Origin of the sequence: Paenibacillus sp. MER TA 81-3, assembly GCF_023713585.1 — a bacterium.
Classification (GTDB): Bacteria; Bacillota; Bacilli; order Paenibacillales; family Paenibacillaceae; genus Paenibacillus_B; species Paenibacillus_B profundus.
In genome coordinates this window covers 49,017-71,288 of sequence record NZ_JAMAWB010000020.1, presented here as the reverse complement: position 1 = coordinate 71,288, position 22,272 = coordinate 49,017, and the positions used below count along the sequence as shown (strand labels likewise).

Below are 22,272 nucleotides of genomic sequence, written 5' to 3'. Positions count from 1 at the left end.
TGTTTGATCGCCATGGCGGGCGGTTAAGAACACAGTAAACCGCACTTCAATGCGTGCATGGAAGAATTCGCTTAAATGGGCGGAAGTCAGTTGATCGGCCGTATTTCCGGAGGAGAATAAAAGGGAAAAGTTGAATGAGTTTCCGGCCCCTGTTGTTCAGGGGCCTTTATTTTTATTTTGAGATTCTAACCTTTTTATCTATTTTTCAACTTGCTCCGGTCTTTTTACATGAAGCGGGGGTGGTACCAACCATCCCTTTTCTTTACTCATCTGAAGAATTTTCAAACCTAATGCCGCTTTCGTCATATGGTATTTGCCAAACAATGCACCGATGTCTTCCCGAATTGACTTCCCCATGATTTGGCTGCATGCTACCATGCTGGCCGCAGTGTCAGCTGCAATCAATGGTGTAAGTTCTTGATCAGCAAGTCTTGCGCCGGCGGGAATTTCTTCAAGTTTAGCTTCCGGCCTTTCAGGGGGATTCGGAATTGGAGCTAGTCCATTGTTAATCAAAATTTGATCGCATTCTTTGGCTTCCAGTTCCGCTTGATTAATCAAATCGTCTAATATGCTTTTTAAATCCTTATCCCCGGCGTGATAATGGTAAGCCCGGTAAACGGAAATGCAACCTTTTGCTTTCACTGAGAATGCCCATACATCAAACGCTTCCCCGTAGTGAAGGGGTTCATCTTTAGGGTTGCCGCTTAAAATACCCATTTTAACATCTCCTGTCATTAGTAGGTCAGTCAATATTAAGGTTGTCTAATGAGAGGTATTTATTCACTTAAATTTTTCCAATAAGGACCTTGATTGGATACTTTATTTGGCGTGTGTATCACCTGCGTTTGATGTATCGGTGCTTCTGAATGCCTGCGTGCAATAAAAAAAATCCTGCTACATTAAGCAGGATTAAGGCTGAAACATCAATTCCCAGTATGAAAGACGAAAGACCTGCTAACAGCATATGCATGTTTTTTTGATTTGTTACTGTGTTTCAACAACGCTCCTAACTTTAGAGGAAGATGGAGATGATAGCAATATATTAGCAATTTATTTATTTCCGTTCGATTTGTTTTAGTTGAATACAGACCTTTTTCTCTTTTCCATGCCCATTTACTTTTGCGCCTGCATCTTCTGCGACCGCTCGCACCGGAGCGTTTGACGAATCTGAAATCAATGAAATTATTGACGATTTGTACCGACAACCAACTATATGGCGGCTTATGATATTGGGGACGTTTTTCGGGGGCCTACGACGCGGAGAGCTTGTGGCGCCTGAGATTTCAGACTGTGACTTCGGGGACGATACTATTTTCATTGATGAAAACATCCCTATGAAAATTAAGCGTGAGCATCTGATTAAAATGTCCAAAACCCGCTCTCAATGTGTACAATCAAAATGTCAAAGTGGTATTTGGACGAGCTGCAGGCATACGTAAAGTTCTGGAAAAGGCAGATGTGGGATGCTGGGGGACAGATGGCAGGGTGGAGAGCGACAATTGCTTTTTCATAAAGATGACGGCATACCATACCATCCGAACATCCGAACACGCCAACTAATTGGTGGTGGCAGACATGACAACAAAGGCAGTAGCCGAACGCCTGGGACACTCGGACGAGCGCACCCTGATATCCACCTACAACCATGCGACAACAACAATGGAAGAACGGGCAGCCGCAGAATGTGATCGGTTCAACCGGTACAAACCAAGAACGAGAAGCAGAAGCAAGAGAGCTTATATCTTTGTTTCAATTCCTCATAGGTACGTTCAAAACCCAAAAAGCCTTGCCCTTAAAGCATTCGCCACATCACCATTGCTCTCCTCCCCACATTTAGTCGAAAATGAAAAATCTGAATTCGTTGGCAAATCTACTCCCAGCTCGACCAAGCTCCTTTTCTCTCTGAAAAATAAAGTGTCGTCGATCCCCCGCTCTTTTTACGCGATTGGAGATCGACGACACGTTACACTCTACCTTTTCTTTTTGCGGTACCAATGCCATACCTCTTGCAAATCCCGCTCTTCGAGAGAGGTGAGCGAATAAGAATCGCCGTTCAGCAGATGGGCCGTCAGGGACAGCAACTGTTTCCTTTCCTGAAAATACGTATGGCCCAGCTTCAGCGCGACGATCTGCGGACGCAGCACATAGCAGGTCTTCCGGGCGATAATCCGGTTCCGAACGATAAGCTGCCGGTCCTGCAGCCCCACCCCTTCGTCGCGAAAGCTCAAGTAGCCCGTCAGCAGCAGCACGGGAAGCAACAGCAGCACCCAATAGGCCAACGGCCCTTTGAACCAATACAGTCCCAGGAAGGCCAGCGCCAAGAAGAGCAACCGAAAGCGGAAATAGTACCACCAGGCCCGCCGGGGCGCGCAGTGCTGCACGGAGCCGATATCAAAGCCCGGAATGATCCGGGACAGAAGCTCCGGAATTTGGCGAACGGGAACATACGGATGCAGCATGAGCGCCTCCTTCTTATCTGCTGATAATACTCGGACTTCGATCTCAGCATAGCCCAGCGCCTGCCGGAGCAGGCCTTCCTTCACGACAATCGCCTGCACGCGCTCCGGCTTGAAGATATTCATTTTTTTCTCGAATAGTCCGTTCGTAATGAGGATGTCCCCATCCCGTTGCTCTGCCGTAAAACCATAATATTTGACGATGTATAGCACCGTCGATAAGAGCCACGATAGGAGCAGCGCCCCCGCAACTGTAATGAGGATGGACATTGGCCCGGACACGCTCGTCTCGTAAAATTGCAGCAGCTTATCGAACACGCTTCGCGGGATGATAAATTTCGCAATATCATTGGCAAACGAGATGATTCCGGCGAAGAACGCCAGCACAAGCCCGAAGTTCATCGTGCTGAGCGCTGCGACGAACAGCTGCCCCAGCGTCATGCGGACGGCATAGCCTGGAAGCGGAGCAGCACCGGCTTCCCGCGGCTCCCGAGCTTCCACTTCCGCGGCTCCAGCTTCGCCAGACGGCTCCGCTCCCTTGCCTTGCCGCATCAGCATGCTGCGCAGCTGGTCAGCCGCCTCCCGTGTCAACGCCGGCAGGACGCCGTCCGCCTCCGCGCTGCCGCCCGGCGTCTCAATCTTCAGCTGCGCCATGCCGAACAGGCGCTGCAGCAGCGGCTGCTCCACCCGCACCGAATGGATGCGGCTGAAGTAGATCGTCTTTTCGTCCCGCATGAATAACCCGTGGCGGATAATCAGCTTGTCCGCTTCCACACGATAGGTGAACCTGCGCCACTTGATTACGTCTGCCATGAGGAACAGAAACAGGACGCCGCCGCCTATAATTAGAATTCGATTGGGATTCTGCGCGCCTTTAAAGAGAAATATAAGCAGCACCGGCCATAGCTTCTTTGCCGTGTCCGCCAAAGAAAACAAAATAAACAACGGATGCAGGCGCGTATCCTTATTCATCGTCGTCCTCCACACGGGCGAGTACTGCAATACGTTGCTTCAGCGCTTCGGCAGCCGCCGCCTGCAGCCCCTCAATTTCGTGAGTCGTAGCCGCAGTTGCGATCGATATTTTGGCTAACCCGAATTTGCGCAGCACCGGTCCGCTTGCTTTTTCCACATGCTGCACGCGAGTCATGGGCACCAGGATGTGCTTGCGGAAGAAGATCCCCGATTGAATCTCCACTTCCTCTTCTCGCACTTCGTATTTGAAATAGCTGTAGGTCAGCACCGGCGAGATGAAAATGTACCATATAGACGTAATAAGAAATAGAACCAATGCAATCCGGGCCGGATACAACACCCACCCTTGATCGCGCGCAACGATAACATAGGCCACGACCATGGCGAAAAGAACAAAATGGGTAAGAAAAGCGCGAATCCGCGCTACCTTTACGTAATCGGGATGCAGCCTATGTGATAGTCTGTTATACATAAAAAGCGCTCCTTCACGACGGATGTATTATTGCTGCAGTTCGCCTGCAATGGATAGCACCTGCTCCTTTGCCATGCCATTTTGATCAGGATAAATGGTGTATCGCAGCCCGCCTTCGTCCCAAGTCACCGAACGCAGCGTATCTGAGTACGTTCCCGCCTTGCCGCGGACCTTCACTTTTTCACCGTAATAACTGTCGTCCTTATCGCCTTCGTCTTCAGGGGCAGGGAAAACACTCATCATGAAATATGGCTTGTCGTCTTTCCAATAATTCAGCGTAATCTCTGTTCGTCTCAACTCCCCCTGCATGTCGTAAAGCTCGATGCCGGCCAGCTTCCCTTCGGCCTGCTTCCATTGCAGGAACGATTGGCCCAGCGCCGCTTCCGCTTCCGGAAGCGAAACGTTCTTCATCGATTTCATATCGTCGAGCTCCCGTACTGTGACACCATCCGGAATCTCTAATGTAAACACATCGTCAGTGAATTCAGGAGATAGGTCCAACTTCGTGTACAAATTTTCTGATGTCACAGGCCCGCTCTCAAAGATGCTTTTCAATACCATCCATGATTTCGGATCAATCCACAGCTCCATGCGTTGAAACAGATCGCTCTTTTTCTTGGCAGTGGCCTTGAAATGAATCGTATTCCATTCTCCAACCTTTTCTTCCCCGAGCGTTTCAAATTCATGACTTTCCCGCAGCGACTCCAGCAGCGCCTTGACCTGCTCCCGCTGCGTCAGCGGCTGTGCCTGATCCTGCAGTTGCATGCGGTAAGCTTCTCCTTTCGTACGGTCCAATACGACAATCCGCTTGCCGTCGTTCACCGATACGGAGCTGTCATGATTAGTCGTCACCTCGACCCGCTTCCTGTCCGTATTCGCGTCAAGCCATTCCTTCATCTTGAATTCGTCTGTCCGCTTCCCGTTTTCATAGGTAACGCTTGTGCTCTCGGCATAATAAGAGATCTTGCCCTTCCCTTCCTCCAGCACCTTGTCGACGATTTGCTCGCCGGACAGCTGCAAGCCCAAGGTCCCTCCTTGGCACCCGCTTATTAATATGCTGCTGGCTAATAGTAAGCTCAGTCCGCTACGAATCATCATGATGGAACCTCCTTATTTACCTGAAAACGACATGCCACGAGAGTGCCGAATGGAGCCTCCGACCAGATCCGGACATTGCCGTCATGCTTCTCTACAATCATCTTCGCAATACTCAAGCCAAGACCAGAGCTTCCCGCATGAGCCTTCGTCCGCGAGGAATCCGCCTGATAGAACGGCGCAAATATCCGGTCCAGCTGGTCTTTCGCAATCGTTTCGCCTTGATTCTGCACGAGCATGAGCAGACTATCGCCACCCCATTCTTGAACCTCATCGGCTAACGTAGGGAATATCCAAGACGGGAGTGGATGGGACGGTGAATATGCCCCCAGCCAAATAGACTGTTTGCTCTCCGTATAACGGATCGCATTGCTCATAAGATTATCGACGAGCCGAATCAGTTGCTGCGCATTCATCAAGTAAGAACCCGTTACCTTGCACTCGGTTATAAGCCGGATGCCACGCTGCGCGCACAACTCTTCATATCCCGCAAAGAGCATGTCGAACATTTCGTCCCCATCCACTTCCACCCGTTCTTCCAGCTGTGCGGATGATTTCAACGCGGTATACATCGTCAAGTTGTCCAGCATCCGCTTCATGTGCTCGATCTTGTCGAACAAGACGGCGTAATATTCTCGCTTCTCTTCCTCAGATAACTCCTCCTCCTGCTGCAAAGCTTCCGCATAGGCATGGAGCGAGGTCAGCGGCGTCTTCAAATCATGGGACAGCGAGGCCACCATATACTCTCTTTCCCGCTGTTCTTCCGCGATATCTTGGCGCGCGCGTTCAATCTGGGCACGCATCTAATGGAAACGGGCGATGAGCTCGCCCATCTCATCCTTCGTCATGTTGACCGTATCCGGCACGGCTTCGCCCTTCGCGAACGCCGTCATTTGCCTCATTAGCCTTTGCATCGGGCGATTCAACTTGCGGTGAATGACGTACAACGCCGCTCCGTATAGGAGCAGAAAAAACAGTCCCCATCCGATGGCAACGAGCAACGTGCGATGTTGAAATGCCTCCAGCCACTGATCCCGGACTATCGTAATCTCATAGAAGCCAATCAGATCATCTTGGTGAAAAAAAGGTTTTTTGAGTGTATAGGCACGATGGGACTTACGCAATTCGTATAAATGCTCGTACAGAATCGAGGTATTCACCCGATATAGCTTCGGAGCAAGGTTGTCCGCCATCGAAGAATATACGGTGATGCCGTCCGCACGGTACAAGGTTATTTTCAGCGAGCTGCTCGCCGCGTTCTGCACGGCTTGGAACTTCTCTGCAGGCTGCACCCGGTACAGATCGCCTTCCTGCAGCAATAGCTCTATCTCCTGCAGACGTCCCGTCACCTCTACGTATTCCTTGAATTCTTGGCGCTCGTCATAGGCCTGAATGAGCTGAAAAAATACGAGACCGGCAACGACCGGCAGCAGCATGACGACGAGAAAAGACACCATCAGCCAATGCTTGATTTTCATGTCGCCAACTCGCCGATAAAGCGATACCCCGTCCCCCACACGGTCTGTATATATAGCGGGTCGCGAATGTCCTCGCCTAGCTTGGTGCGGAGACTTTTAACATGAACGGATACCGTGTTGTTGCCCTCGATGTTCACTTGATGCCACACATGCTCATACAATTCCTTCTTTGAAAAAGCCAGCTGCGGATTTTGGGCCAGCAGCTGCAGCAATGCCCATTCCTTCAACGTCAGCGCGAGCGGTTGATCGTGCAGCGTGACGAGCTGATTGTCTTCGTCAATAATGAGGCCGCCCTCGTATTTTTTGAAGCGAGGCTGAACCTCCTCACTCTCGTATCTCCGAAATCTTCGCAGGTGCGAGCTGATTCGCGCCGATAGCTCGGATAGGCTGAACGGCTTGGTGACGTAGTCATCTGCACCCAATTCCAGCCCTTTCACCTTGCTTTCGTCTTCATGGCGCGCGCTTATGATAAGAAGCGGCACATTGCTGCTCAGGCGAATATTTTTGCACAGGGTGAACCCGTCCATTTCCGGCAGCATCAAATCGACCATAACCAAGTCGAAGGAGCCGCTGTGAAAGTCCTCCCAACCTTCCAATCCTGTGGAGGACCACGTTACATTATAGCCTTGTCTCCGCAAATGATCCTGTACAATGCGGGCAATCTCTCTATCATCTTCAACAAGCAATAGGTGTGCCGACATATTCGTCCTCTCCTTGCTTTTCAGTATATCGCTCTATGGGAAAGCTTCGCCGAATTTAATACTTTCTTTATAAAACGGGTTTCTTCTATTATAAGGTGTTCATCTCGCCGAGTCGGCAGCCGCCTAACTGTAAATGTTCGCCATTGCCATGAAAAGTAATATTCCTCATCTATCATTCGATACTCTTCACCCCGCAGCACGAAAAAGGCGGCTGCCGCATAACGGCAACCACCCGGAATGATAACTTATAATGGCAATTACACACTCTCGTAATTCAACTGCTGCTTCACTTCAAAGCGTTCTAACGCGAGCTGGATCAGACGGTCGAGCAGTTCGCTATAGGCGATGCCCGTCTCTTTCCACATGAGCGGGTACATGCTGAATGGCGTGAAGCCTGGCATCGTGTTCACTTCATTAATGAAGATGTGCATATCCGAGCGGCGCACGAAGAAATCGACGCGGGACAAACCTGAGCCATCGATAGCGCGGTACGCCTGCACCGCCATGTTGCGCAGCCTATCAAGCATTTCCTCGTCAAGCGGAGCCGGAACGACAATTTGCGATTTGCCGTCAATGTACTTCGCCTTGTAATCGTAGAAATCGTTAGATGAGACGATTTCACCTGGCACAGATGCTTGAGCTTCGTCGTTCCCGAGTACGCTCACTTCCACTTCGCGCGCATCAACGAATTCCTCCACTACAATTTTGCGGTCATAACGGAGCGCCTCTTCAATTGCTTGAATCAGCTCGCCGTAATTGCGCGCTTTGGAGATGCCGACAGAAGAACCGAGATTAGCCGGCTTGACGAAGCACGGATAGCCGAGCTCATTCTCAATCTGTGCGATAATATCCGCTTGATTATGCTCCCAGCCAGCTCGGATGAAATGTACATATTTGCACTGCGGCAGCCCCGCATGGGCGAATACTTGCTTCATCACGGCTTTATCCATACCCACGGAAGATCCCAACACGCCAGCGCCGACATACGGCACATTCGCCATTTCGAACAGGCCCTGAATCGTGCCATCTTCGCCATTCGTACCATGAAGGAGCGGAAACATGACGTCCACTCCGCAGTTCGCTTCGCCTGCCGTACCGCACGCCCCATCCAAGCGGGCGAACAGTATCTCCATCGCATGCACGGTACGTCCTGCACAAGATTCGAGCGCAAGCTCGGCTTTATCATAAAATGGCGTGCTGCGAAGTTCGCCGACGCGCCATTCTCCCATTTTCGTAATATAGAAAGGAACGATCTCGTATTTCTCGTAATCTAGTGCCCCCATCACGGCGAATGCCGTCGAGAGCGATACTTCATGCTCCCCCGATTTGCCGCCGTACACCAAGCCGACGCGCAATTTCTGTTGTTGTCCCATAATTCCCTCCGTCAGCGCTTAGAGCGCCTGTTGTCCTCTCCCAAAGATCCGGGTCTAACGCTCCACAGGTCAAGGTGTATAGTTAGAAGCTGTTCAAAAAACCGCCCTTTTGAACATGCACTATTAGAACGCATTCTGACTAGAAAGCATCTGCAATATGAAAAAAGCGATATTGCGTCGCCTCCGTCCAGGCATAGGAGTCCTGATAATCCCAATAGCGATGGCGGCTGTTCGTCGTATGAGCATTTACGAGCGGCATGCCGCTCACATCAAATGCCGTCACGATCGAATTATGCTGGTAGTGGCCGTTGCCATCCCAGTCATAGGCGATAACATCCCCCAGCTGCAAATCGCTTGCATGGTTGACCGGTTCAGCCCTTAGACCGCTTGTGCTGTTCGTCAAATGCCGTTCCAAGCTGTCGGCGACCGCCCAACTGAAGCTCCAGGCCTCTTGTCCGTTCACCATGCCTCTATACCACCAGCCCGTTTCTCTTCTACCAGTATAGTTCATAGGCGCCCCCCCTGCAAAGAGACATTGGGAGACATAATTTGTGCAATCAACTTCAAATGAAAGAAAACGTGGATTCGCTTCATTCCACCACTGCTCAGCATATTCTACTGCCTTATCGCGACGGTAAGGCACAGCCCGGGCCGTCCGGACACCGCCTAGAACGTCACGGTTCAAAAATGGCGTGGAGCGAAATCCACGTTCCTCGTACTCGCGCGCCTCTCCATTGAGACGCTTGCCGCGCCGCTCGAGCGCTGGCGTCTCCACACGCCCGATAATCCAGCCGTCGCCATCCTTCATTAAAGTCACACGTTCCCTTTCAATCCGCTCATCAGAGAGCGACACGCCCTGCTGCTCACAAATGCGCTGAATGTGGAACTCGACGTCGACTGTCACTTCCCCGTCGCCTTCATGCGTCCGTATGAGCTTGGCTTTCGTCTCGCTCTTCGAAGGGGATGTGCCCCGCTCTTGATACCATGACTGGAGCCTTCTCGCCCGATCGCTCGCTTTAAGCACATAATCCATATCCGCAATAGGGGCCGAGACGGCATGTTGTCTGTCATCGACTTCGGTTCGATTGTGCTGATCTACATATAAATAGAGCGTATTTTTCCAATCCTGCCGCATAATACTGCCTCCTTGTCCGACACGCCGCGTAGCCTCACTTGCTGGACAGGCTGTCTTGAAGCAGCGGCATTTTGCTATCCATTGTATGCAGGAACTATCAAGCACATGTCGAACGTTTGCAATTAGAAGTTATATTAGCCACAAATGGGGCAATTTTTTGCAGGAATAGCTCTTTACGGCCTCACTGGAACACGATATACTGAAGGTGTGAAGAAATTATGGAATCGTGTTCCATCTAATGAAACAAAGACAGAAAGAGAAACAACCTACACTACTCTACAACCAGATGCAATCACGCAGTATATTACGGAAGCAAAACCTGCAAAACCAAGAAGGAGGTTTTTTCTATGGCAAGAACAGATGCATTTTCCGCTCAGCGCGAACTTAGCGTCGGCGGCAAGGCGTACCGTTATTTCAGCTTGGAAGCGTTGGAATCCCAAGGCTACCGTTCCGTCAATCAACTCCCTTTCTCCATTAAGGTGCTGCTTGAAGCGGCAGTTCGTCAATTCGACGGACGCGCGATTACGAAGGAACACGTCAATCAAATCGCCAACTGGGCGGATGGACGTGATGAGAATAAGGAAATTCCGTTCATTCCCGCACGCATCGTGCTGCAAGATTTCACCGGGGTTCCTGTCGTCGTGGATCTAGCCGCGATGCGCGATACCGTGAAGCAAGCAGGCGGAGATCCTAAACGGATCAATCCGCTCGTGCCGGTTGATCTCGTAATCGACCACTCCGTTATGGTCGATGCTTTCGGCACGAAGGATGCATTAGCATATAACATGAACGTCGAGTTCGAGCGCAATGAAGAGCGTTATCGCTTCCTGCGCTGGGCGCAAACGGCATTCGATAATTTCCGTGCCGTACCTCCGGCTACCGGGATCGTACACCAAGTTAACTTGGAATACCTGGCATCCGTTGCCGCAACAAAGGAAATCGACGGCGCTACCGAAGTATTCCCAGACTCTCTCGTCGGTACCGACTCTCATACGACGATGATTAACGGTCTTGGCGTTGTCGGCTGGGGCGTCGGCGGCATCGAGGCGGAAGCCGGAATGCTCGGACAACCGCTATACTTCGTCACGCCTGAAGTTATCGGCTTCAAATTGACGGGCAGCTTGGCAGAAGGCGCGACAGCGACCGACTTAGCGCTCACTGTAACGCAAATGCTGCGTAAAAAGGGCGTTGTCGGCAAATTCGTCGAATTCTTCGGCCCAGGACTTGGCAACATCAGCTTGGCGGACCGTGCAACCGTAGCGAATATGGCTCCGGAATACGGTGCAACGATCGGCTTCTTCCCTGTCGATCAAGAAACGTTGAACTACATGCGATTAACTGGTCGTTCTGATGAGCAAATCACGCTCGTTGAAGCCTACTATAAAGCGCAAGGCATGTTCCGTGAGACAGACACGCCGGATCCGGTCTTCTCTGACATCATCGAGTTGGACTTGAGCTCCATCGTACCGAGCTTGGCCGGTCCGAAGCGTCCGCAAGACCGCGTCGAGCTGACTGAAATGAAGAAAGCGTTCCTCGATATCGTACGCACGCCGATCGACAAAGGCGGCTATGGTCTGAGCGACGACAAAATTGAACAAAAAGTTCCGGTATCCCACCCGAACGGCGAAACGAGCCAATTGACAACCGGTGCGGTCGTCATCGCAGCGATTACGAGCTGCACGAACACGTCCAACCCTAGCGTCATGATCGGTGCCGGCTTGGTGGCGAAGAAGGCGGTCGAGCGCGGCTTGAAGAAGCCGGCTTACGTGAAGAGCAGCTTGACGCCGGGCTCGCTGGTCGTAACCGAATACTTGAAGAAAGCGGGCCTAATCGACCCTCTCGAAGCACTCGGCTTCCATGTTGCCGGATATGGCTGCGCGACATGTATCGGGAACTCCGGCCCACTGCCAGATGAAGTAGGCAAGGCAATTACCGAGCAGGATATGACGGTGGCGGCTGTATTGTCTGGTAACCGCAACTTCGAAGGCCGCGTGCATGCGCAAGTGAAGGCGAATTACCTCGCTTCTCCTCCGCTTGTCGTTGCCTATGCGCTTGCGGGCACAGTTAACATCGACTTGGCGAACGAGCCGATTGGCTTCGATCAGAACAATCAGCCTGTATACCTGAAGGACATCTGGCCTTCTTCCGAAGAAATTAAACAGGCGGTTGCCCAAGCGATTACACCAGCTATGTTCCGCGATAAATACGAAAACGTATTTACGCAAAATGAGCGTTGGAACAACATTCCGGTTCCGGAAGGTGAATTGTACGAATGGGATGCCAAATCGACATACATTCAAAATCCGCCGTTCTTCTCGAACCTCGGTTCCGAGCTGAACGACATTAAGGACATTAAGGCGGCACAGGTGCTGGCGCTGCTCGGCGACTCCGTAACGACCGACCATATTTCCCCTGCCGGCAACATCAAGGCAGATAGCCCTGCGGGTGAATATTTGATTGAACATGGCGTCAAGCGTCAAGACTTCAACTCTTACGGCTCCCGCCGCGGTAACCATGAAGTGATGATGCGCGGTACGTTCGCGAACATCCGTATCCGCAACCAGATCGCTCCAGGCACCGAGGGTGGCGTTACGAAATATTTGCCGCAGGATGAAGTGATGTCCATTTACGACGCATCGATGAAATATCAAGGGGACGACACGAACCTCATTGTCCTCGCAGGCAAAGAATACGGAACAGGCAGCTCCCGCGACTGGGCAGCGAAAGGAACATTCCTGCTTGGCGTGAAAGCCGTCATCGCGGAAAGCTTCGAGCGCATTCACCGTTCCAACTTGGTCGGCATGGGCGTGCTCCCGCTGCAATTCCAGGAAGGCCAAGGCTGGAAGATGCTCGGACTGACCGGAAGCGAAACGTTCGATATTCAAGGGCTGTCGAACGACATTCAACCCGGACAGACACTGCAAGTCATCGCGACGCGCGAAGACGGCACGACGTTCGAATTCCCTGCCACCGCCCGCCTCGACAGCATGGTAGACGTGGACTACTACCATAACGGCGGTATTCTGCAAACTGTTTTGCGCCAAATGATTGCACAGGAGAGCTCGCACGCGTAATACTAATGAAGCAGCCTTAATATAGGAATTGCGAAAGCACTCTCGGATTTTGGGTCCGAGGGTGCTTTTTTTAACGTGATTTAACGTGAAAAACGGTTGACATGTTATCGAACATGACAAGCCGTTGCTTACCCGCTTCCACTTCAAAAAAAACACTGCTGGCAGAACTTATCCCGCTTCCCAACGGATAGGCTCTTGCATAGGATAAAACACGAATCGCCAAGCCTTTAGCCCATTATGGAGGTGAAAAGATGAGTGTTGCTTTAATCGGAATCCATTGGGTGTACCTCCTGTTTATCGGACTCATCATCGGCTTTCTTGTCATGAGACGCGATACGACGCTGATTTGCATGGCCGGGATATTCATACTCGGATTGCTTGCAACCTCTTCCGTCAGTTCGGCTGTAAGCGGTATTTTTACAAGCTTTATTTACGCCATAAAAGAGTTGCTGGGCACGATACTCATCATATCTATTATCGTAGCCATGAGCAGGGTTCTGCTCGCTTCAGGCGTCAATGAGACGATGGTCTCCCCATTCACGAAGCTGATGCGCGGCCCGGCGATGACCTATTGGACGCTGGGCCTCCTCATGATGGTCATCAGCATCTTCTTCTGGCCGTCACCGGCAGTCGCCCTAATCGGGGCCGTTCTGCTGCCCGCAGCCATACGCGTAGGGCTGCCCCCGCTTGCGGTCGCGATGGCGATGAACCTGTTCGGCCACGGCATCGCGCTATCGGGTGACTTCGTCATCCAAGGCGCCCCGAAGCTGACCGCGGATGCAGCAGGCCTGCCGGTACAAAGCGTGCTGCAGGCGAGCGTGCCGCTCGTCGTCATCATGGGCGCGGTGACGACTGTCGCCGCCTTCTGGATGATGCGGCGCGATGTAAGCTCAGGCCGGCTTACGATGAATACCGGCCTGGCGGAGACCGACGAACGAAGCGGCTTCGATGTTGCACGCGTGCCGTTGCCTGGCTCGGCCAGGACGGTTCTCGCGTTCGTTATTCCGGTCTTATTTCTCCTCGACGTCATGATGCTGTTCCGCTTGAACCTGCAAGGCGGCGAAGCGACCGCTCTCATCGGTGGAACGGCCGCCGTCATTCTTATCCTCGTCGTGCTGCTCACCCACCGCAAGCAGGCGCTGGACATCACAACCTCGTATTTGGTCGACGGCTTCCTCTTCGGATTCAAAGTGTTCGGTCCGGTTATTCCGATTGCCGCCTTTTTCTACTTGGGCGACTCCGCCTTCTTCGAAATCTTCGCCAAAGCGCTGCCGGAGAGTTCGCTCGGCATCGTGAACGACCTCGGTCTGGCGTTAGCCCACAGCGTGCCGCTCCACCCAGCGGTGGGAGCGATAACGTTGACGGTCGTAGGCGCCATAACGGGGCTCGACGGCTCCGGCTTCTCCGGCATTTCGCTGGCCGGCTCCATCGCCGCGCTGTTCGGCACCGCCATTGGCGGCGGCACGGATACGCTGACCGCGTTGGGACAGGTAGCCGGAATATGGGTCGGCGGCGGCACGATCATTCCGTGGGCTCTCATACCAGCCGCCGCCATCTGCGGTGTCAGTCCATTCGAGCTGGCGCGCCGCAATCTCGTGCCCGTCGTCATCGGCCTTGCTGTTACGACATTGGTCGCGATGATTATTTTGCTTGCTGCATGACGCTTTCACGCCACAACTCTGGGACATCGATACCGCTAACAATGCGGCACCATAAGGACATAAAGAGCCGGGGAACATATCCCCGGCTCTGGAAATATCGCTTCGCCTGCATACCACATTGGTGTTTATGCCCACTGTTCCAATCACTCAGGAAACCATGGCAAAGGCAAGCGATAAATCTTCTTATCTGTTGCATTGTCCCACTCTCCCATTAATTCAGGAGGCGGGATAATCTTATTGTTTCTCATTTTACCAAGATGCGCCCGTAATTCACAAACTCTAGCCTACAGTCCGGCACGCAAATGCTTGACTCTATCTATCTTTATCTCATACATATGTCCATTCTCCCCTTGACTCAGTGAACGCAACAACAGGGAAAATAACAACGAGCGCCTGATTAAGTAACAGCGGTCTCTTCTAGCAAAGAGCTATCGAGGTACTGGAGCTTCTAGTCAAGCGCGAGTGTGAGTTCCCAAAAATGGGCTATTCGAGCATTCATGAGCTATTCGAGCACTCATAAATTTTTTTGTACCATTTGGAACCGTCCATCAATTGGCATCATCATCTTAATTAACCAACATCTTCTGATAGAAGGGGAGAATGGCGCTAAAGGGAGAACTGAGTAACTTATTTTTCTCCCATTTAACCACCATACTCTGGGGCTTCGAAGCATAGCATACTAATCGGCAGCGCCTGAATATGCCACGCCAAGCGAGCCCTCAGCAGGAGGTTATCCCAGGCGGACTTCCTTGCCGATGCGGGCCGATTCATAAATGGCCAGAATGAGCGCTACCGCCTTGCGTGCCTCTTCGCCCGACACCGCCGGTTCGCGGTCTTCGCGAATCGACTCGATGAGGTCACGGACAAGCAGCGTATGCCCGTCGGCGGACAGACTGCGCGGGTCGCTTCCCGGCGACTGCTTCGCTTCCGCGCCGAGCTGCGGCATATCCTCCTCGCTGCCCGGATAGGTCCAGGCCGCAATGCCGCCGTCGCCGAACGCGATGGTCCCCAAGTCTCCGTGCAGCTCGAAGCGCGTGTCCTGCGCCGGATTGACGCTCGTCGCCCCTTGGATGATGCCGAAGGCGCCGCTCTTGTATTTAACCGCGACGACCGCTGTGTCCTCCACCGGAATGTCGCGCACGAGCGGAGCGGCGTAGGCGAAGACAGACTCGATGTCGCCCATCATCCATTGGACGAGGTCGATGCCGTGAATGCCCTGATTCATCAGCGCCCCGCCGCCGTCGAGCTCCCATGTCGCGCGCCAGCCCGCACTCTTGTAATACTCGGGGGAGCGGAAATATTTCATATAGGCGTCGCCCAGCACCATCCGCCCAAGCTTGCCTGCGGCAATCGCCTCACGTGCCGCGATGGCGGCCGGCATCATGCGGCGCTGATAAACCGCCCCGAGCTTCACTCCATACTGTCTGCTGGCCGCAATAATGCGGTCGATTTTCTCCAACGTGACATCAATCGGCTTTTCGCAGAGAACATGCTTGCCTGCTTGGGCAGCGGCGATTGCCGCCTCTGCATGCAGGCCGCTCGGCAGACAGATGCTGACGACATCGATATCATCCCGCTTGAGCAGCTCATCCATGTCAGCCGCCGCCAGCGGGATGTCATATTTCTCAGCCGCGTTCCGGGCTTTGTCGATATCCACGTCACAGACGGCCGCTACCTCGGCCGCATCTCCGTTGTTGCGAATGCCATCGACATGCGAAGACATAATGACGCCCGCACCGATAATGCCGAAGCGAAGCTTCCGTTCGTTGGAATAAGTCATCATAACACCTCTTCTTCCATTTGAGTGATATGGACATTGCCTGCCGAATCTAACTCATCTATAGGGTTGGAGGATGAGAAGGCCTCCGCATCAGCGAACAGGATGCAGCATTCATGCGTGCGCAGCGCCGAGGCCGGGCACGCCGACGCAATCGGGCCGTACAGCGTTTGTTGCAGCGCCGCACGCTTGCGCAGCCCGGGAACGGCCCCGTACATATAGCGCGCTGACAGCAGGGCCGGAATGGTGAGCGTCAGCGCATGCGTCGGCACGTCGGCGAATGTGGCGAAGCAGCCGTCATTCACCTGCTGCCGGCGGCACGCCTCATCGAGCGCGACAGGCTTCACGAGCATCGGATCATGGAAGTCGGCAACCGGCGGATCGTTGAAGGCGAGATGCCCGTTCTCCCCGATGCCGAAGCAGACGATGTCGAGCGGCGCCTCACACAGCAGCTCGGCATAGCGCAGACATTCCGCTTCTATCAATGCGGTGTTCTCTGCTCCGATAAAGTGGACTCGGCCCGGCTGCACAATATCGAATAGCCTGTCACGCAGATATCGGCTGAAGCGCTGCGGCGCATCGGGGGCAAGCCCGATATATTCGTCCATATGGAACGCTGTCACCCGGCTCCAATCGATGCCGTCCGCCTCGGTCAAGGTGTGCAGCAGTTCATTCTGTGACGGGGCCGCTGCGAACACAATCCTTATCTCGCGCTGCTCGCTCAAGAGGCGGCGCATCTGGTCTGCGACCATGACGCCCGCAGCTCTGCCCATCTGCCCCCGCTCTTCGTAGACCTGCACTTGCAGAATATCCTGCCGCCGCGCATCCAACGGTGACTCATGGGTGCGCATGGCAATAGCGATCTGCTCCAGTCCTTGCAGGGACAGCTCCACTCCGTCTGCCGCTGTTCCGCCCTCTGGCACAACGTGCGGCTCCATCGTGAAATCCCCCTCATATCCGTCGCGCCGCAGCGCCTGCAGCTGCTGCACATAATCGACGTTACCTTGCCCGAGCGGAACGCACACGCCTTGCCCGTTAATATGGACGGCATCCTTCAGATGCACGTGGGCAAGCACGTCCCGCACATGCCCGTATCCGGCAGGGAACGCCTCTCTGCCGCCATAAGCTTCATTGCCCGGGTCCCACAGCACCTTCAGTCCCGCTGAATCGACCGCTCTGGCGTATGCAGCCACCTCGGCGGCGAACCCTCCGTTGCAGGCCGGCTCGTTCTCGAGCAGCAGCAGCATTCCTGCCTGTGCGGCACGTTCGGCAGCCCGCTTCAAATGCCGGACGATTTCATCAAAGTAATCTTCTGGATTGTCTTCCCGCCAGAACGAGAAGATGCGAATTCGGTTCGTGCCGAGCACCTTCGCTAGCCGGAACGCCTGATCCAATTTAGCAAAATGCGCTTCCACCCCCTCCTCCGCTTGCCCGAATGTATCACCCGCCGCAACCTGGCGGGATGGGCTCAGGGCACACTTAAATACAGGAGAAGCAAGGCAAGAAACCGTCAACCCTAAGCGGCTAATCTGCGCCGCAAGCTCCTCCAATTGCTCCAGCGGCACTTCCATCATGTTCTTCCCGTCCACCGTGCGCAGCTCGACGCGGGCAAATCCCTTGTTTGCGATCCAGGCCAGCGCTTCATCCATATGCGTCGACACTTCGTCCGTCAATATTCCGAGCCTTGGACGGAGATCAGCCAATTTCATCAATTCTCACTCCTCCTTCACAAGTCGTCCTGCCTTCCATACCCGATGAATCCGAATCGCTGCATCCTCATTCCAGCTCCATTCCACCGCATCAGCGGGAGCGCCCCGCTCAAGCCCATGCCGATGCGGGAGCCCCATCGCTATGGCAGGGTACAGGGAGGCTGCTCTCCACGCAGCTGCAGGCGATAATCCGCATGCCCGTATCATATGGGCAATGCCGTGCGGGAGCAGCTGTGCCGATCCCGCCAGCATACGCGGATCGGCAGCCAGCTGGAGCCGCCCTTCCGGCGTCAGCACGACATCGCCGCCGATGTGCGTCCGGTATGGACCCGGGGCCAGGCCGCACAGATAGACCGCGTCGCTGACCAGAACGAACCGCTCTGGCTTCGCGCGCTGGAACACCTTCAGGACGGAAGAGGGCAGATGGAACCCGTCCGCGATGACGCACGTCCATATGCGTTCGTCCGCCAGCTGCTCCCATATATAGTTCGGATGGCGCGGCAGCATGAGGTGCGCTCCGTTGCCGAGGTGCGTTGACATGCGGGCACCGGCTTGCGCGGCCTGTCGTATCTGCTCCGGCGATGCCGCCGTATGTCCGATCGACACCGTAACGCCGCTTGCCGCAGCAGCCGCGATGAATGCGGGCGCTTCCGCCCAATCCGGCGACAGAGTGACGAGACGGATGCGGCCGCCAGCCGCCTGCTGCCAACGTGCGAACTGCGTCATATCCGGCGGGCAAATATACTTTTTATCATGTGCCCCGCGCGCTCCGTCTTCTGGCGATAAATAAGGACCTTCCAAGTGAATGCCGGCGATACTAAGCGCCGTAAGCTCATCCTCCTCGCACGCTGCCGCAATCGTGGAGACTATCTGCGAGATGCTATCGTCCGCATTCGTAATGACCGTCGGATAATACGTCGTGACGCCATGCTGCCACAGCTTGCGCGTAGCTTCATGAACCTGCTCGACCGTTAGGGAGGCCTGATTGAAGTCAATGCCGAAGCAGCCGTTGATTTGCAGATCGACGAGCCCCGGAGCAATGAAGCTATGCTGTTGCCGTGATCCAGAACCGCAAGCGCCGTGCCATTCGACCGATGCGTCAGCGGAAGCCGACCCCATCGATTCGGCTGCCGCTGAAGAGGGGGAACGAACCTCTCGAACCTCTGCAACGCACCCATCATCACCTGTATCCCAACGTCTGAAGCTGCCGCCAAGCAGACAATATCCTTCGATTACAGTCACACAACCTCCCGCCTCTCTATGCAGATGAAGACTTGCCTCTATTCGAAAATATGCTTTTTCTTCCATGCTTAGTCTGATTATAGAAAGGCTTCCGCACTTCTACAACGGATCGAACGCAATACGCCAATATTGTGCGAAAGTGGACCGTACAATGCCAATATGAGGCAAGCAAAGAGGCACTGAACAAGGTAGGATGGTATTGATGGTATTGATGGTATTTAGTTGGATTGCGAGCTGGACGCCAGAAGAAGGAGAGATAAAAGAAATGAAAGATATGCTAAGCATCGGTATCGTCGGACTCGATACGTCACACGCTATCGCTTTTACGGAGCTGCTGAATGATAGCGGCCACCCCTACCACATATTGGGCGGGAAAGTAACAGCCGCTTATCCCGGCGGTTCCCCGAATTTGCCTATAAGCGCTTCCCGGGTAGATGGATATGCCACTCAACTGCAGGAGCGCTTCGAAATTCAGCTTGTGGAATCATTGGGGGAACTGGCCGGACAATGCGATGCCATGTTGTTGGAATCGGTAGATGGCAGCGTGCATGAGGCGCAGTTCGCCGCCGTTGCTGCCTGCGGCAAGCCTGTCTTTATCGACAAGCCGCTGGCGTTCACGACAGAGGAAGCGATCCGAATCGTCAAGCTGGCACAGCAATATAATGTGCCGTTGATGAGCTCCTCTGCCCTTCGATACGCCGAAGCGTTGACAGCTGCGCTGCAAGCGGCAGGCGCCGCGCAGTCGGCTTCCGTGCTGACTGGTCCGTCGCTTGCCGTCGTACAAGGCATCGATGCATACGGGCCGACCCCGCGCGAAGCGGGCTTTCCGGGCTGGTTCTGGTATGGCATACATACGGTGGAGATGGTATACGCCGCCATGGGAGCAGGTTGCGAACAGGTGGAGGCCATGCCTTCAGCAGAAGGAGAGCTGATTATCGGTCGCTGGCAAGATGGCCGGATCGCCACTATTAGGGGCAACCAACATGGCGGTGCATTTGGAGCAGTCCTTCACAGCGCGGCAGGCTCTGTGCATGTAGAAATCGCCTCTCATCCGAAGCCGTTCTATGCCAGCTTGCTAGAACAGATCGTGAATTTCTTCCATACGAAGCAATCACCGCTGCCTGTTGCGGAGACGGTGGAGATCATCGCCTTCGTGGAAGCGGTGAATGAAAGCCTGGCAAGCTGCAAGTCCGTTGCCCTGGGACATGCCGGTCTGTCATAACTGCCGCTCTTTCGTTTCCTCTGACCCGTCATTTCGGTTATGATGGAAGTATTAGGATTGCGCCAGAAGGAGGACTCGCATTGCCGCTTACCCCTACTCCGATACTTTCGTTGGACTACCGTACGACGAAGCCGATTCATTCGCTATTTCATACGCATTTTGGATATGAAGTATATATGTTTCACAGCGGACGCTGCGCTTATTTGTTGGGGCAAGAACAGCTGCAGCTCGTTCCCGGCGATATTATTATTATGAACGGAATGGCCAGACACGGCCCTATACCTGATAAGCGCGAGGCATACGTCCGCACGACGATGCTGTTCGATCCGTGTGAAGCAGAAGCATGGTGTAAGCCGCTGTGCGACTTTGATGTGCTGCAGCCCTTTCGCACTCTGCGGAACAAGCATCTGCGGCTGCAGGATGGGCAACGCGCGGAAGCCGAAGAGCTGCTCTTTCGTCTGCACCGCTTCTACGATGAAGAGGGCAGAGTCGCGGAGATTCGGCTCCGTGCTGCATTATTGGATTTATTTTTATTCCTGTACGAACAGTGCGAGTCCACATTCGGCACCGAGCCGCAGGACTCCTCCAAGCCCATCGTATGGGCCGAGCGGATCGTGGAGTATGTGGAGACCCATCTGCATGCGGACGTTCTGTCGCTCGATGACATGGAGGCCCGGCTGCACGCGAGCAAATATCACCTCATTAAGTCATTCAAGCAAGTAACAGGCTTGACCATCTTCGAATACGTGACAAGGCGGCGCATCAGTCAGGCGAAGATGCTCCTGCTGACCTTTCCCGACGAGACCGTGACCCATGTCGGACTTCAAGCCGGATTTAAAGATGCATCCCACTTCTCACGCACATTCAAGTCCCTTGTCGGCATGACTCCGAACGAATATCGCCGCAAGGAGCGAAAATAGAACAAGTACCTCACGTCCGTGTTTCAGCTCGTAGCGGAGTGGTGCATCCGCATCCTGAATTTCGAATGCCCGTCCAATGATGTACAGCGTTTGCGAATTCTTGCTCGTCTTATCAATCACCTGACAACTATGCTGAATGAGCGTTGCCGCACATTGAAAGAGCTCCAGATGAAAACGAGCATTCGCTACTCAAGGCATACGGCCTGATCAGAGCGGAATATCGAACAGAGCGGATATACGCTCCCTGCCTTCCTCCGTAATACGCACCGCACGGCTTGACGAATCATGCTCCAGCCAATTCAACTGCATCATGCGTTCAGCCAATGCCTGCCCCAGCGCCCCTGCCACATGATGCTTCCGTTCAGTCCAATCCAGGCAGCAGCGGCAAAAGGAACGTCTTTTTCTCCTCAATTCGCCCAATTCAAGTCCGAAATCGTTGAAAAATGCTTCCCCCGCATCTGTGACTGCAAACTCCATTCCGTTCTTGTATAGCAGTCCTCTTTCAGTTAGCGAATCCGCAATCGATACCCCCAACTCGCCTGCTACATGATCGTAGCACATGCGCGCATGACGAAGCTTCTCCATTTGCACAGATTGTCTTAGCGATGTAATCTGAACCGGTCCTGACAGGGAAAGCAGTTGTTCAATAATTTCCGCATCCGCAGATTTCTGAATTCGGTAATAGCGGTGGCGCCCGTGCTTCTCAGCGACGACAACACCAGACTCCATCATCTTGGCAAGATGAAAGCTGGCGGTCTGTGGCGTGATGCCCGCAGCCAGCGCCATCTCTCCTGCAGGATGGAAGCGGCCATCCAACAAATGCGTTAGCATGGCGGAACGGGAAGCATCACTGAGCAGCGATGCGATGACAGATACATTAACAGGCACATTGACAGGCACATTCATTCGTCTTACGACCTCCCACTGAAATGTATTTCATATTTCGATGATAGTTGAAATGTTGGCGGATTACAATGAACTTGAA

At 53.6% G+C, this 22,272-nt stretch carries 17 protein-coding genes; 4 read left to right on the top strand and 13 right to left on the bottom strand.

The genetic code is table 11. The features are described from left to right. Nucleotides 1–198: 198 nt before the first annotated feature. The 9 genes from M3650_RS23920 to M3650_RS23880 all read right to left on the bottom strand — a co-directional run bounded on the left by M3650_RS23920 (nt 199) and on the right by M3650_RS23880 (nt 9,682). Nucleotides 199–717, bottom strand: coding sequence for a DUF3231 family protein (locus M3650_RS23920; protein ID WP_251578441.1), 519 nt, complete (start codon nt 715–717; stop codon nt 199–201). 1,253 nt (nt 718–1,970) lie between these two features. Then, nucleotides 1,971–3,428: a PH domain-containing protein gene (locus M3650_RS23915; RefSeq protein WP_251578440.1), complete on the bottom strand. Its 1,458-nt coding sequence runs from the start codon at nt 3,426–3,428 to the stop codon at nt 1,971–1,973. Next, nucleotides 3,421–3,900, bottom strand: a complete 480-nt coding sequence (locus tag M3650_RS23910; protein WP_251578438.1) for a PH domain-containing protein — start codon at nt 3,898–3,900, stop codon at nt 3,421–3,423. Before M3650_RS23910 ends, M3650_RS23915 begins: the two co-directional genes overlap by 8 nt. Before the next feature lie 27 nt (nt 3,901–3,927). Continuing rightward, a complete protein-coding gene (locus M3650_RS23905) occupies nt 3,928–4,998 on the bottom strand; it encodes a LolA family protein (RefSeq protein ID WP_251578436.1) in 1,071 nt (356 codons plus the stop codon). Further along, entirely contained in the window at nt 4,995–5,798 is an 804-nt protein-coding gene (locus M3650_RS23900) for a sensor histidine kinase (protein ID WP_251578434.1), read from the bottom strand. The genes M3650_RS23905 and M3650_RS23900 overlap by 4 nt, the downstream gene beginning before the upstream one ends. Further along, entirely contained in the window at nt 5,799–6,473 is a 675-nt protein-coding gene (locus M3650_RS23895; RefSeq protein ID WP_251578432.1) for a HAMP domain-containing protein, read from the bottom strand. It abuts the gene before it with no gap. Continuing rightward, nucleotides 6,470–7,174, bottom strand: coding sequence for a response regulator transcription factor (locus M3650_RS23890; RefSeq protein ID WP_251578430.1), 705 nt, complete (start codon nt 7,172–7,174; stop codon nt 6,470–6,472). Before M3650_RS23890 ends, M3650_RS23895 begins: the two co-directional genes overlap by 4 nt. 257 nt (nt 7,175–7,431) lie before the next feature. Further along, the gene (locus tag M3650_RS23885) at nt 7,432–8,547 is read right to left on the bottom strand and encodes a D-alanine--D-alanine ligase (protein ID WP_251578429.1); all 1,116 of its coding nucleotides are present in this window, start codon (nt 8,545–8,547) and stop codon (nt 7,432–7,434) included. A 139-nt stretch (nt 8,548–8,686) separates the two neighbouring features. Further along, nucleotides 8,687–9,682: an amidase domain-containing protein gene (locus M3650_RS23880; RefSeq protein ID WP_251578427.1), complete on the bottom strand. Its 996-nt coding sequence runs from the start codon at nt 9,680–9,682 to the stop codon at nt 8,687–8,689. A 347-nt stretch (nt 9,683–10,029) separates the two neighbouring features. On the opposite strand from M3650_RS23880, the gene acnA reads away from it, so the two are divergent. Both acnA and M3650_RS23870 read left to right on the top strand, forming a co-directional pair. Next, on the top strand, nt 10,030–12,756 hold the full coding sequence (gene acnA / locus M3650_RS23875; RefSeq protein WP_251578425.1) for an aconitate hydratase AcnA: 2,727 nt from the start codon (nt 10,030–10,032) through the stop codon (nt 12,754–12,756). 251 nt (nt 12,757–13,007) lie between these two features. Further along, nucleotides 13,008–14,417: a hypothetical protein gene (locus tag M3650_RS23870; protein WP_251578423.1), complete on the top strand. Its 1,410-nt coding sequence runs from the start codon at nt 13,008–13,010 to the stop codon at nt 14,415–14,417. A gap of 730 nt (nt 14,418–15,147) precedes the next feature. On the opposite strand, the gene M3650_RS23865 is transcribed toward M3650_RS23870, so the two are convergent. The 3 genes from M3650_RS23865 to M3650_RS23850 are packed head-to-tail and all read right to left on the bottom strand — an operon-like array spanning nt 15,148 to nt 19,145. Beyond that, on the bottom strand, nt 15,148–16,197 hold the full coding sequence (locus tag M3650_RS23865; RefSeq protein ID WP_251578421.1) for a Gfo/Idh/MocA family protein: 1,050 nt from the start codon (nt 16,195–16,197) through the stop codon (nt 15,148–15,150). Next, nucleotides 16,197–17,903 carry a TIM barrel protein gene (locus M3650_RS32345; protein WP_311295125.1) on the bottom strand — a complete coding sequence of 569 codons (1,707 nt, stop codon included), beginning with the start codon at nt 17,901–17,903 and terminating at the stop codon, nt 16,197–16,199. Before M3650_RS32345 ends, M3650_RS23865 begins: the two co-directional genes overlap by 1 nt. Before the next feature lie 6 nt (nt 17,904–17,909). After that, on the bottom strand, nt 17,910–19,145 hold the full coding sequence (locus M3650_RS23850; RefSeq protein ID WP_251578418.1) for an N-acetylglucosamine-6-phosphate deacetylase: 1,236 nt from the start codon (nt 19,143–19,145) through the stop codon (nt 17,910–17,912). Between the two features lie 202 nt (nt 19,146–19,347). Between M3650_RS23850 and M3650_RS23845 the strand changes: the two genes are divergently transcribed. Together M3650_RS23845 and M3650_RS23840 are read left to right on the top strand one after the other, a co-directional pair. After that, nucleotides 19,348–20,367, top strand: coding sequence for a Gfo/Idh/MocA family protein (locus tag M3650_RS23845; protein ID WP_251578416.1), 1,020 nt, complete (start codon nt 19,348–19,350; stop codon nt 20,365–20,367). Nucleotides 20,368–20,447: 80 nt separating this feature from the next. After that, nucleotides 20,448–21,287, top strand: coding sequence for an AraC family transcriptional regulator (locus M3650_RS23840; protein WP_251578414.1), 840 nt, complete (start codon nt 20,448–20,450; stop codon nt 21,285–21,287). Between the two features lie 207 nt (nt 21,288–21,494). Here the strand turns inward: M3650_RS23840 and M3650_RS23835 are convergent, their stop codons facing one another. Continuing rightward, nucleotides 21,495–22,193, bottom strand: coding sequence for an ArsR/SmtB family transcription factor (locus M3650_RS23835; RefSeq protein ID WP_251578412.1), 699 nt, complete (start codon nt 22,191–22,193; stop codon nt 21,495–21,497). Nucleotides 22,194–22,272 lie beyond the last annotated feature (79 nt).